Below are 12,532 nucleotides of genomic sequence, written 5' to 3' on the forward strand. Positions count from 1 at the left end.
CGCCTCCATGTCTGACCCTTCTGTTGCCGCAGGCCAGGCGCCGCGCCGCGCACGTGGCGCGCTGGCGCGCCCGCTGGTGGAACTGCTGGCGTCGATGCGCTTCGCCATCGCGCTGCTCACGGTGATCTGCATCGCCTCGGTCATCGGCACCGTGATGAAGCAGCACGAGCCGGTGAACAACTACGTCAACCAGTTCGGCCCGTTCTGGGCCGACCTGTTCCTGGCCCTTAAGCTCAACGCGGTCTACAGCGCCTGGTGGTTCCTGCTGATCCTGGCGTTCCTGGTGGTCAGCACCTCGCTGTGCATCGCGCGGCATGCGCCCAAGTACCTGGCGGACATCCGCAACTACAAGGAAAACATCCGCGAGCGGAGCCTGCAGGCCTTCGGCATGAAGGCGCAAGGAGCGCTGCCGGCCGAAACGCCGCAGGACGCGGCCCGCCGCGTGGCGCAGCAGCTGGTGCGGCGCGGTTGGAAGGTGCGCGTGCAGGAGCGCCCGGGCCGCGGCGTCATGGTCGCCGCCAAGGCTGGCGCGGCCAACAAGCTGGGCTACATCGCCGCGCACAGCGCCATCGTGCTGATCTGCCTGGGCGGCCTGCTGGACGGCGACCTGATCGTGCGCGCGCAGATGTGGCTGGGCGGCAAGACGCCGTACCAGGGCGGCGGGCTGGTCTCCGAGGTCGCGCCCGAACACTGGCTGAGCGCGCGCAACCCCACCTTCCGCGGCAACCTGGTGGTCAGCGAGGGCACGCAGTCCAGCACCGCCATCCTGAGCCAGTCCGACGGCATCCTGCTGCAGGAGCTGCCGTTCTCGGTCGAACTGAAGAAATTCATCGTCGAGCACTACTCGACCGGCATGCCCAAGCTGTTCGCCAGCGAGGTCGTCATCCACGACAAGGCCACGGGCGAGGCCACGCCGGCCCGCATCGAGGTGAACCACCCGGCCAGCTACCGCGGCGTGGAGATCTACCAGTCCAGCTTCGACGACGGCGGCTCGGCAGTGCGCCTGCGCGCGCGGCCGCTCGTCGCCGGCGTGGCGCCGTTCGACGTGCAGGGCACCATCGGCAGCGCCCAGCCGCTGCAGCAGCCGGGCCTGGGCGGGCCGGTGACGCTGGAGCTGTCGGCGCTGCGTGTGCTGAACGTCGAGAACCTGGGCCAGGAGGGCCCGGCCTCCGGCGCCGACGTGCGCAAGGTGGACCTGCGCGGCGCCATCGAGTCGCGCCTGGGCGCGGGCAACAAGACGGTGACCCAGCGCACCCTGAAGAACGTCGGCCCCAGCATCAGCTACAAGCTGCGCGACGCCGCCGGCCAGGCGCGCGAGTTCCACAACTACATGCTGCCGGTGGACCTGGGCGACGGCCAGCTGCCGATGTACCTGCTGGGCGTGCGCGAGAGCCCGTCGGACCCGTTCCGCTACCTGCGCATCCCCATCGACCCCGAGGGCGGGCTGGACGGCTTCACCCGCCTGCGCCTGGCGCTCGCCGACCCGGGGCTGCGCCAGCAGGCGGTGCGCCGCTACGCCGCCAACGCGGTGGACGGCAGCCGCCCGGACCTGGCCGAGCAGCTGGCGATCTCCGCGTCGCGCGCGCTGGCGCTGTTCGCCGGCACCGGGCGCGACGCGCAGGGTCGGGGCAACGGCGGGCTGCAGGCGGTGTCGAAATTCATCGAGGACAACGTGCCCGAGGGCGAGCGCGAGCGCGCCGGCGAGGTGCTGGTGCGCATCCTGAACGGCGCGCTGTTCGAGCTGGCGCAGCTGACGCGCGCGCAGGCCGGCCTGGCGCCGCTGCCGCCGGATGCGCGCACGCAGGAATTCATGGCGCAGGCGGTGCTCAGTTTGAGCGACGCGCAGGCCTACCCGGCGCCGGTGGCGCTGGAGCTGGTGGACTTCGACCAGGTGCAGGCCAGTGTCTTTCAGGTGGCGCGAGCACCTGGCAAGAATGTGGTCTATCTGGGCTGCTTCTTCCTGATCCTCGGCGTCTTTGCCATGCTCTACGTGCGCGACCGGCGCCTGTGGGTGTGGCTCGCGCCGCGCGAGGGCGGCGGCGCGCAGGCCACCATGGCCATGTCCAGCAACCGCAAGACGCTGGACGACGGCCGCCACTTCGCCCAGCTCACCACCCAGGTCCTTGGCACGCCCACAGACGGAGGCACACCGACATGAACACCGCCACCACGACCCCTACGACCACCACCTACACGCTGGACGCGGGTTATTTCGCCCGGCGCACCTGGCTGGACTGGCTGTTCGCGCTGCTCGTGGCCGCCGGCGGGCTGTTCGCGCTGCAGCGCTACGGCGCGCACATGGACGTGTACGAGAAGGGCATCCTGCTGGCGTCCATCCCCGCCGGCGTGTGGCTGGGCTGGTTCTGGCGGCCGCTGATGTGGCTGATGCTGGCGGTGGCGGTGCTGTCGCTCGGCGCCATCGGGCTGTACCAGGACGGTGACGCGGGCGGCAACCTGGCGCGCGCCGACAGCGTGTTCCTGCTGAAATACTTCCTGTCGAGTCAGTCGGCCATCCTGTGGATGAGCATGCTGTTCTTCATGAGCACGGCGTTCTACTGGATCGGCATGTTCGCCGGCGGCGAGCAGCAGACCTTCATGCGCATCGGCTCGCGCGTGGCCTGGGTGGCCATCGGCCTGGCGCTGATCGGCACCATGGTGCGCTGGTATGAGAGCTACCAGATCGCCCCCGACATCGGCCACATCCCGGTCAGCAACCTGTACGAAGTGTTCGTCATGTTCTGCTGGATGACGGCGCTGTTCTACCTGTACTACGAGGAGCAGTACGCCACGCGCGCGCTGGGCGGCTTCGTGATGCTGGTGGTGAGCGCCGCCGTGGGCTTCCTGCTGTGGTACACGGTGGTGCGCGAGGCGCACGAGATCCAGCCGCTGGTGCCGGCGCTGAAGAGCTGGTGGATGAAGCTGCACGTGCCGGCCAACTTCATCGGCTACGGCACCTTCGCGCTGGCCGCCATGGTGGCGTTCGCCTACCTGATCAAGCAGCAGGCCACCGAGACGCGCTGGTGGAAGCTGGCGCCGCTGTGGCTGCTGGGCATCGTGCTGTGCTTCGAGCCCCTGGCCTTCCGCCAGGAGGTGGCCACGGGCAGCAGCTACTGGATGGTGTACTTCGGCGTTTCGGCGCTGATCGTCGGCGGCATTTTGCTGGCGCGGCGGCGCATCGCCGCGCAGCTGCCTGACCTGACGGTGCTGGACGACGTGATGTACAAGTCCATCGCCGTGGGATTTGCCTTCTTCACCATCGCCACCGTGCTCGGCGCGCTGTGGGCCGCCGAGGCCTGGGGCGGCTACTGGAGCTGGGACCCGAAGGAGACCTGGGCGCTGATCGTCTGGCTGAACTACGCGGCCTGGCTGCACATGCGCCTGATGAAGGGCCTGCGCGGCACCATGTCGGCCTGGTGGGCACTGGGCGGGCTGGCGGTGACGACGTTTGCCTTCCTGGGCGTGAACATGTTCCTGAGCGGGCTGCACAGCTACGGCACGCTATAAAAAAATAGCTGCAAGCCCATGCGGATCATGGGCTGAGTGGCATTTTGGCGCTTGTTATTCCAAGTGCCATCGCAGCAGCGGCAGCGCGGCGCATGGGACGTATTTCCGAGCGCCTGCAAAGGGCGGCGGGGCTGCGGCAGACTGGCCGTCTGTCCCCGGAGACCGCCATGCTGATCCACACCCGACACGACCCTGAATCCACCCCCGCCGCCAGCGAGATTACCCCGCGCGGCATGTACGACGGCCGCCGCGCGCTGCTGCGCCAGCTGGCCGGCGGCACGGCTGGCGCGGCGCTGGCCACCTGGGCCGGGCGCAGCGCGCTGGCGGCCGATACGGCCCTGGTCACCCCGCCCGGCAAGCTGGCCGCGCTGCCCGCGCGCCGCTCGGCCGTGACCGGCGCGATGACCATGGAGAAGGTCACCGACTATGCGGACGCCACCACGTACAACAATTTCTACGAGTTCGGCACCGACAAGAGCGACCCGGCGCGCTACGCCGCCACGCTCAAGCCCCGCCCCTGGACCGTGGCCGTGGAGGGACTGGTGAACAAGCCGCGCACCTTCGACCTGGACGAGCTGCTGAAGCTCTCGCCGCAGGAGGAGCGCATTTACCGCCTGCGCTGCGTCGAGGGCTGGTCCATGGTCATCCCCTGGGTCGGCTATTCGCTGGCCGAGCTCATCAAGCGTGTCGAGCCCCAGGGCAGCGCGAAGTATGTCGAGTTCGTCACCCTGGCCGACAAGGCGCGCATGCCCGGCGTCGGCTCGCGCGTGCTGGACTGGCCGTACACCGAGGGCCTGCGCCTGGACGAGGCGATGCACCCGCTGACCCTGCTGGCCTTCGGCATGTACGGCGAGGTGCTGCCGAACCAGAACGGCGCGCCGGTGCGCCTGGTGGTGCCGTGGAAGTACGGCTTCAAGAGCGCCAAGAGCATCGTGAAGATCCGCTTCACCGACAAGGAGCCCGGCACCGCCTGGAACAAGGCGGCGAAGAACGAATACGGCTTCTATTCCAACGTGAACCCGGATGTGGACCACCCGCGCTGGAGCCAGGCCACCGAGCGGCGCATCGGCGAGGGCGGGCTGTTCGCCAAGCGGCGCAAGACGCTCCCGTTCAACGGCTACGAGGCGCAGGTCGGCCAGCTGTACGCCGGCATGGACCTGAAGAAGTTTTTCTGATGGCGGCGCGCGAGGGGACCTTGCCGCCAGCCGCGCCCGGCCGGTCGCGCGCGGCGCAGAAGGCGCCGCCGCGCGGCGGCTGGCTGCTCAAGGCCTGGGCCAAGCCGCTGGTCTTCACGCTGTGCCTGCTGCCGCTGGCCTGGCTGGTCTGGGGTGCCGCCGCCGACCGGCTGGGCGCGAACCCGGCCGAGGCGCTGATCCGCGCGCTGGGCGACTGGACGCTGCGCGGGCTGTGCCTGACGCTGGCCATCACCCCGGCGCGGCTGGCCCTGGGCCTCACGCCGCTGGCGCGCTACCGGCGCATGCTGGGGCTGTTCACCTTCTTCTACGCGCTGCTGCACCTGCTGGCCTATGCCGTGTTCGACATGGGGCTGGACGTGGGCGAGATCGCGCGCGACGTGGCCAAGCGGCCGTTCATCCTGGTCGGCATGGCAGCATTCGCCATCCTGCTGGTCCTGGCCGCCACGTCATTCAACCGCGCCATGCGCTGGCTGGGCGGCAAGCGCTGGCAGCGGCTGCACCGCAGCGTGTACGCCGTGGCGGGGCTGGCCATCCTGCACTTCTGGTGGATGCGCGCGGGCAAAAACAACTTCGCCGAGGTCTGGGTGTATGGCGCCATCCTGGCGGCGCTGCTGGGCGCGCGGGTGCTGCTGAACCGGCGCAGGCAGCTATCAAAAAAGTAGCTAAAGGCCATTTGTATATATGGGCTGAAGGCAATTTTGGCTGTAAATTCAGCCGTTCACCGCCTTCAGCGCCGGGCGCATCTGGCGCGTCACCGGGTCGATGTGCGCGGTGGGCACCTGGTAGGCGCGCTCGTCGAACAGGTCCACGCCGCAGGCCAAGCCGTCCAGCCAGTCGTACAGCTGGCCGATGGCCCGGCCCATCAGGGGCGCGCCGTGCTGCGGCACGATCATCGCCACGTCGAGCTGGCGCGCCATGCGCGTCCACAGCCGCAGGATCTTGTTGCTGACCATGTAGCGGCGGTGAAAGCCTTCCATGCGCGGGATGTGGTCCTTCAGCTCGGTCACCGGCACGCGCGCCTCGGCGCCGCTGGTCATGGACACGCCCAGGTCGCCGGTGAACAGGATGCGGCTGACCGGGTCGTAGAAGTGGAAGTTGCCCTCGGAGTGCATGAAGTGCGCCGGCAGCACCACCAGCTCGTGCCGGCCCAGCGGCAGGTGGCCGCCGCCGTCGGGCACGGCGATGATGCGGCCCTCGGTCTTGCCGGCCTTGGTGAAGTGCGGCACGAAGCGCTCCCACACCCGCGAGATGACCAGCTGCGCGCTGGTGCTGGTCAGCCAGCGGTCGAGCGCGGCAATGATGTCCGGATCGGCGTGCGAGGCGATCAGGTAGGACAGCTTTTGCGGCGGGAAATGCCGCGTCATGCCCATGAACAGCTCGTTGTAGGCCAGCGTGCCGCCCGGGTCGATGATGGCGCCGGTGTCGCCATCGACGATCAGGAACTGGTTTGCCTGCACCGCTTGGCCATCTTCCTCGACCAGGTCGGTGAACATCAGGCAGGCATGCTGGCGGTCGCGGTACAGCTCCAGGGGTTCCATGAGGGCAGGTCTTTCAGGCACGAAAACCTGAATAGTAGTGCTGCCGCCAGGGTTATGGCTTGATGCCAGTCAAGGGTGCGTTGCGGGCAGGCGCTCATTGCGCAGCAGATCGGCAACGGATTCGCGGTTGCGGATGATCTCGGCATGGCTGCCGCTCACCAGCACCTCGGCCGGGCGCGGGCGGCTGTTGTAGGTACTGCCCATGGCGCTGCAATAGGCGCCGGTGGACAGCACCGCCAGCAGGTCGCCGGCGGCGACCGCCAGGTCACGGTCGCGGCCGAGCCAGTCGCCGCTCTCGCACACCGGACCGACCACGTCATAGACGGCGTGCCCACGACCCTCGGGCACATGCTCCAGCGGCACGATGGCGTGGTACGCCTGATACATGGCCGGACGCGGCAGGTCGTTCATGGCAGCGTCTACCACACAGAAATTCTTCTGCTCGCCGGGCTTGAGGTACAGCACTTCGGTCAGGCACACGCCGGCATTGCCCACCAGCGAACGGCCCGGCTCGATCATCAGCTGGCGGTCGCCGTAGCCGCGTGCGTCCAGGCGCGCCAGCAGCTTGGCCCACAGGGCATCGGCCGCGGGCGGGGTGTCGCCGTTGTAGTCGATGCCCAGGCCGCCACCGAAGTCGATGTGGTGGATGGCGATGCCGGCGGCCTCCACGGCGGCCACCAGGTCCAGCATGCGCTCCAGCGCATCCAGGAACGGCGTCTCTTCGGTGATCTGCGAGCCGATGTGGCAGTCGATGCCGACCACGCGCAGACCCGGCAGGCTGGACGCGCGCTGGTAGGTGGCCAGGGTGCGTTCGTGCGCGATGCCGAACTTGTTGCCCTTCAGGCCGGTGGAGATGTAGGGGTGCGTCTTGGGGTCGACGTTGGGGTTGACGCGGATGCTGACCGGCGCGCGCAGGCCCATCGAGGCGGCGACCTCGCTGAGCACTTCCAGCTCGGCCTCGCTCTCGACGTTGAAGCAGCCGATGCCGGCCTCCAGCGCCTGGCGCATCTCGGTGCGCGTCTTGCCCACGCCCGAGAAGATGACCTTGGCCGGGTCGCCGCCAGCGGCCAGCACGCGCGCCAGCTCGCCGCCCGAGACGATGTCGAAGCCGCAGCCGTGCGCCGCGAACAGCTGCAGCACCGCCAGCGACGAATTGGCCTTCATGGCGTAGCAGATCTGCACGCGCCGGCCGGCGAAGCCGCGCTGGTAGGCGGCCAGGGCATCCAGCATGGCGCCGCTCGAATAGACGTACAGCGGCGTGCCGTGCTCGCGCGCCAGGTCGGCCAGCTGGCAGTCTTCCAGGTACAGCGATTCCTCGCGATAGTGCAGTTGCGGCTGGCCGGGCAGGGGGTTGGGAATCATGGACGGGAGGTGGAGGGGGAGGAAAGCAGGGTCGCCGGATCAGGCGCCTTCGCGGAGGAGGGCACCGGGTTCAGCGTCTGGGGCAGGGTGGCGCGGGTCGCGGCAGCCGGGTCGGTGGGCAGATACAGCGGACCGCGCTGGCCGCAGCCGGAGATGAAGAGCACGGCCGCCACGCTGGCGAGGGTGCTGACTAGAATGCGGCGGCCTTTGAACATCTGCAAATTGTAGTAATGACCGATCTGGACTTCATGGAACTTGCCGAGCAGCTGCTGCTGGCGGTGGAGCAGGGCTGCGACCGCATCAACGACGAGACCGACTGCGACCTGGACAGCCAGCGCAGCGGCGGCATGGTCACCATCGCTTTCCCCAACGGCAGCCAGATCATCGTGAACCTGCAAAAGCCCCTGCAGGAAGTCTGGCTGGCGGCACGCTCGGGCGGCTACCACTACCGCCACGACGGCAGCTGCTGGCGCGACACCAAAACCGGCAGCGAGTTCTTCGCCGACCTCGGCCGCAGCGCCAGCGAGCAGGCCGGGCAGCCCCTGCGCTTCGCGCCGCGGCAGGCCTGAGAGCCCGTCCCGGACGGGCGCCGCGCCGCCCGTCAGTTGCGGAACATGTCCAGGATGCGGTTGCGTTCCTCGGGCGGTGGCGGCGGCGGGGCAGCCGTCTGCGGGGCGTCGCTGCCGCGCGGCGCGGCCGACTCCAGTCCCACACTGGAGACGCCGCCGCTGCGCGCGTATTCGTCGTAGTACCACTCGCCGCTGACGTTGACCACGCCGGCCGGCACAACCGGTTCGGCCACCGGCACGCCCTTGAGCGCCTTGTCCATGAAGCTGATCCAGATCGGCAGTGACAGGCCGCCGCCGGTCTCGCGGCTGCCCAGGTTGCGCGGCGTGTCGTAGCCGATCCAGGTCACGGCAGCGATCGTGGGTTGAAAGCCGGCGAACCAGGCATCCACCGCATCGTTGGTGGTGCCGGTCTTGCCGTACAGGTCGGGGCGCTTGAGGGTGGCCTGGGCGCGCGCGGCGGTGCCCGAGCGGGTCACCTCCTGCAGCAAGCTGTCCATGACGAAGGCGTTGCGCGCGTCGATGGCGCGCGGGTTGTCTTCCAGCGCGGGCGGCTGGAAGTTGGACAGCACGCGCCCCTTGTGGTCGGTCACGCGAGTGATCAGGTAGGGATTGACGCGCATGCCGCCGTTGGCGAACACCGAATACGCGGCCGCCATCTGCATCGGCGTGACCGAGCCAGCCCCCAGCGCCATGGTCAGGTAGGCCGGGTGCTTGTCGGCGTCGAAGCCGAAGCGCGACACCCACTGCTGCGCCGTCTTCGGCCCCACGGCCTGCAGCACGCGGATGGACACCAGGTTCTTGGAGCGTGCCAGGCCGGCGCGCATGGTCATGGGGCCGTCGTACCGGCCGTCATAGTTCTTCGGCTCCCAGGGCTGGCCGCCCGTCACGCCGGCGCTGAAGAACAGCGGCGCGTCGTTGATCACCGTGGCCGGGGTGAAGCCTTTTTCCAGCGCCGCCGAATAGATGAAGGGCTTGAACGCCGAGCCCGGCTGGCGCCAGGCCTGGGTGACGTGGTTGAACTTGTTCTTGTCGAAGTCGAAGCCGCCGACCAGCGCGCGGATGGCGCCCGAGCGCGGGTCGATGGCGACGAAGGCGCCCTCGACCTCGGGCAGTTGGGTGATCTCCCAGGTCTTCTTGGGCGTCTGCACCACGCGGATCACCGCGCCACGGCGCAGCCGGATGTTGGGCGGCGCCTTGTCGGACAGGCCGGACTGCACGGGCTTGAGGCCCTCGCCGGTGATTTCCAGTTTCTCGCCGTCGGCGCGCGCGGCAATCACCTTCTTGGCCGAAGCTTCCAGCACCACGGCGGCGCGCACGTCGCCGTTGTCGGGGTGCGCGGCCAGGGCGTCGTCGATGGCGTCCTCGACCTCCGCCGCGGCCGTGGGCAGCTCCACGAAACGCTCGGGGCCGCGGTAGTGCTGGCGCCGCTCGTAATCCATGATGCCCTTGCGCAGCGCGTCGTAGGCAGTCTCCTGCTCGCCCGCGTTGAGCGTGGTGTAGACGTTCAGGCCGCGGGTATAGGCCTCGGCGCCGTACTGCGCGTAGATCAGCTGGCGCGCCATCTCGGCCACGTATTCGGCGTGGATGCGCGTGTTGCTGTCGCCGGGCGAGCGCAGGCGGATGGGCTCGGCCTTGGCCTCGGCCGCCTGCGCGGCGGTGATGAAGCCGTTCTCCAGCATCCGGTCGATGATGTAGAGCTGGCGCACCCGCGCGCGGTTGGGGTTGCTGATCGGGTTGTAGGCCGACGGGGCCTTGGGCAGGCCGGCGAGCATGGCCGCCTCGGCGATGGTGATGTCCTTGAGCGGCTTGCCGTAGTAGGTCTCCGAGGCCGCCGCGAAGCCGTAGGCGCGGTTGCCCAGGTAGATCTGGTTCATGTAGATCTCGAGGATCTGGTTCTTGCTCAGCAGGTGCTCAAGCTTGAAGGTCAGCAGGATCTCGTAGATCTTGCGCGTGAAGGTCTTCTCCGAAGACAGATAGACATTGCGCGCCACCTGCATGGTGATGGTGGAGGCGCCCTGGCTCTTGACCCGGCCCAGGTTGGCGATGGCAGCGCGCAGCACGCCCTTGTAGTCCACGCCGCCGTGCTGGAAGAAGCGCGCGTCCTCGATGGCCAGCACGGCATTGGTCATGACCGGCGGAATTTCCTCGATCGGCGTCAGGTTGCGCCGCTCCTCGCCGAACTCGCCCAGCAACGCGCCCTCCTGTGAATACACGCGCATCGGCAGCTTGGGCTTGTAGTCCGCCAGCTCCGAGATGTCGGGCAGGTTGGGGTACGCCATGGCCAGTCCCAGCGCCACGGCCATGGCACCGGCCGCCGCCGCCGCCACCCCCAGGCCGGCGATCCACGCCAGCGTGAGAAATACCAGGCGCAGCCAGCGCGGCAGGCCCGGAGCGGGTGGGGCGGCTTTCTTTTTTTCGGGAGATTGGGTCATAAGGCTGGGCTCGAGGCGAACCGCGCATTATAAAAATCCACCCTTTGTCTGGCCTGTGAGCGTTCGTACGGCCTTTGCGCCGCAGGGGATGGTCTGCGGGAAGCCGTTGTCACAGGCGTCTGCTTTTGGCAACGCCGGGTTTGCCGAGCCCGGGGTCAAGGTCCGGGACGAATATCCTTGCTGCTAGCATCGACCGCCAAATCTGGTTGCTCGTCTGCAAAAAAAGTTACACAAGGGGGCGCTCTTGGTCTCAGTGGGATCGTTATTTCGTCGCAAGGCCGCCCCGATGCTGGGGGTGGACATCAGCTCTTCCAGTGTCAAGCTGGTCGAGCTGGCACGCGACGGCGAGGACCGGCTGGTGCTTGAGCGCTGCGCCATGGAGCCGCTGGAGCGCGGCTGGATCACAGACGGCAACATCGAGAAGTTCGATGAGGTGGCCGAGGCGCTGCGCCGCTTGGTCAAGAAAAGCGGTACCCGCACCCGCAATGTTGCGCTGGCGCTGCCCGCCTCGGCCGTGATTACCAAGCGCATCACCCTGCCTGGCGGGCTTAGCGAGCAAGAGCTGGAGGTGCAGGTCGAGTCCGAGGCCAGCCAGTACATCCCGTTCTCGCTGGACGAGGTGAGCCTGGACTTTTGCGTCATCGGCCCGGCGCGCAACGCGCCCGCCGACGAGGAGGTGCTGATCGCCGCCTCGCGCAAGGAAAAAGTGCAGGACCGGGAGGGTCTGGCCGAGGCGGCCGGGCTGAAGGCGCTGGTCGTGGATGTCGAATCCTATGCGTCGCGACTGGCTGCCGGCCGCCTGATCCAGGCGCTGCCCGGCAGTGGCGCCGATGCCGTGGTGGCGCTGTTCGAGGTCGGCGCCTTCACCACCAGCATGCAGGTCATACGCAACGACGATGTGCTGTATGAGCGTGACCAGGCCTTCGGCGGCGCCCAACTAACACAGCTGATCGTGCGCCAGTATGGCTTCTCACAGGAGGAAGCCGAGGCCAAGAAGCGCAGCGGCGAGCTGCCCGACGACTACGCTTCGGCCGTGCTGCGCCCGTTCGTGGACAGTCTGGCCCAGGAAATCAGCCGGGCGCTGCAGTTCTTCTTCAGCAGCACCCCCTACCACCGCGTGGACCACATCCTGCTGGCTGGCGGTTCGTCACCCCTGGGTGGACTGGCCGAGCAGGTCATCCGCAACACCAATTCCGCCTGCACCGTGGTCAATCCGTTCGACGGCATGGAAGTCGGCAGCGCGGTGCGCCTGAAGAAGCTCATGCGCGAGGCACCGTCCTATCTCACCGCCTGCGGCCTGGCCCTGCGGAGGTTCCTGCCGTGATATTGATCAACCTGCTGCCGCACCGCGAGGCGGCACGCAAGCGCCGGCGCGAGACCTTCCAGCTGGTCATGGGCCTGTCGGCCCTCGCCGGGCTGGCCATCGCCGGGCTGATCTACCTCTGGCTGCAGTCGCAGATCACCGAGCAGCAAGGACGCAACGATCTGCTGCGCAGCGAAATCAAGGTGCTCGAGGGTCAGATCAAGGAAATCGCCAGCATCGAAGAAGAAATCACCGCGTTGCAGGCACGCCAGAAGGCGGTAGAAGATTTGCAGGCCGACCGCAACCTGCCGGTGCACCTGCTCAGCGAGCTGGTGGTGCAGTTGCCGGACGGCGTGTACGTCACCAGCCTGAAGCAGGTGGACGAGGTGGTGACCATGCAGGGTATGGCCCAGTCCAACGAGCGCGTGTCCGAAATGCTGCGCAACCTGTCCGAGAACACCCCCTGGTTTTCCAAGCCCGAGCTGGTCGAGATCGTCGCCGCCAACGTGGCCCTCACGCCGCGCGACCAGCGCCGGGTGGCATCCTTCAACCTGCGCTTTCGGCTGACGCGCAGCACCAGCAGCACCGACGCCGACAAGGCCGGCGCCGCGCCAGGCGGAAAGTGACC

At 68.2% G+C, this 12,532-nt stretch carries 11 protein-coding genes; 7 read left to right on the forward strand and 4 right to left on the reverse strand.

Annotated features, from left to right (window positions below; translation table 11 throughout):
* The first annotated feature begins 7 nt into the window (after positions 1-7).
* The 4 genes from BLQ61_RS15865 (at position 8) to BLQ61_RS15880 (ending at position 5,362) form a co-directional block, all read left to right on the forward strand.
* Entirely contained in the window at positions 8-2,158 is a 2,151-nt protein-coding gene (locus tag BLQ61_RS15865; protein WP_091572541.1) for a cytochrome c biogenesis protein ResB, read from the forward strand.
* Positions 2,155-3,504: a c-type cytochrome biogenesis protein CcsB gene (gene ccsB, locus BLQ61_RS15870; RefSeq protein WP_091572544.1), complete on the forward strand. Its 1,350-nt coding sequence runs from the start codon at positions 2,155-2,157 to the stop codon at positions 3,502-3,504. The genes BLQ61_RS15865 and ccsB overlap by 4 nt, the downstream gene beginning before the upstream one ends.
* A gap of 167 nt (positions 3,505-3,671) precedes the next feature.
* The gene (gene msrP / locus BLQ61_RS15875; RefSeq protein WP_091572547.1) at positions 3,672-4,679 is read left to right on the forward strand and encodes a protein-methionine-sulfoxide reductase catalytic subunit MsrP; all 1,008 of its coding nucleotides are present in this window, start codon (positions 3,672-3,674) and stop codon (positions 4,677-4,679) included.
* Positions 4,679-5,362 carry a protein-methionine-sulfoxide reductase heme-binding subunit MsrQ gene (locus BLQ61_RS15880; protein ID WP_091572549.1) on the forward strand — a complete coding sequence of 228 codons (684 nt, stop codon included), beginning with the start codon at positions 4,679-4,681 and terminating at the stop codon, positions 5,360-5,362. The genes msrP and BLQ61_RS15880 overlap by 1 nt, the downstream gene beginning before the upstream one ends.
* 48 nt (positions 5,363-5,410) lie before the next feature.
* Here BLQ61_RS15880 and BLQ61_RS15885 read toward each other — a convergent pair whose 3' ends face one another.
* The 3 genes from BLQ61_RS15885 to lptM form a co-directional block, all read right to left on the reverse strand.
* Complete coding sequence (locus BLQ61_RS15885) at positions 5,411-6,238, reverse strand: oxygen-binding di-iron domain-containing protein (RefSeq protein WP_091572552.1); 828 nt, start codon at positions 6,236-6,238, stop codon at positions 5,411-5,413.
* A 69-nt stretch (positions 6,239-6,307) separates the two neighbouring features.
* Positions 6,308-7,600, reverse strand: coding sequence for a diaminopimelate decarboxylase (gene lysA / locus BLQ61_RS15890; protein WP_091572554.1), 1,293 nt, complete (start codon positions 7,598-7,600; stop codon positions 6,308-6,310).
* Complete coding sequence (gene lptM, locus BLQ61_RS15895; protein WP_091572557.1) at positions 7,597-7,815, reverse strand: LPS translocon maturation chaperone LptM; 219 nt, start codon at positions 7,813-7,815, stop codon at positions 7,597-7,599. Before lptM ends, lysA begins: the two co-directional genes overlap by 4 nt.
* 15 nt (positions 7,816-7,830) lie before the next feature.
* Between lptM and cyaY the strand changes: the two genes are divergently transcribed.
* Positions 7,831-8,169 carry an iron donor protein CyaY gene (gene cyaY / locus BLQ61_RS15900; protein ID WP_091572559.1) on the forward strand — a complete coding sequence of 113 codons (339 nt, stop codon included), beginning with the start codon at positions 7,831-7,833 and terminating at the stop codon, positions 8,167-8,169.
* 32 nt (positions 8,170-8,201) lie between these two features.
* On the opposite strand, the gene BLQ61_RS15905 is transcribed toward cyaY, so the two are convergent.
* Entirely contained in the window at positions 8,202-10,601 is a 2,400-nt protein-coding gene (locus BLQ61_RS15905) for a penicillin-binding protein 1A (protein ID WP_091572562.1), read from the reverse strand.
* Positions 10,602-10,845: 244 nt separating this feature from the next.
* On the opposite strand from BLQ61_RS15905, the gene BLQ61_RS15910 reads away from it, so the two are divergent.
* Both BLQ61_RS15910 and BLQ61_RS15915 read left to right on the forward strand, forming a co-directional pair.
* Positions 10,846-11,925 (forward strand): pilus assembly protein PilM, encoded by a 1,080-nt coding sequence (locus BLQ61_RS15910; protein ID WP_091572564.1) that lies wholly within the window; start codon positions 10,846-10,848, stop codon positions 11,923-11,925.
* On the forward strand, positions 11,922-12,530 hold the full coding sequence (locus tag BLQ61_RS15915) for a PilN domain-containing protein (RefSeq protein WP_091572566.1): 609 nt from the start codon (positions 11,922-11,924) through the stop codon (positions 12,528-12,530). The genes BLQ61_RS15910 and BLQ61_RS15915 overlap by 4 nt, the downstream gene beginning before the upstream one ends.
* Positions 12,531-12,532 lie beyond the last annotated feature (2 nt).

The sequence above is a fragment of the Oryzisolibacter propanilivorax genome, assembly GCF_900103645.1.
In the GTDB taxonomy this organism is placed as follows: Bacteria; Pseudomonadota; Gammaproteobacteria; order Burkholderiales; family Burkholderiaceae_C; genus Melaminivora; species Melaminivora propanilivorax.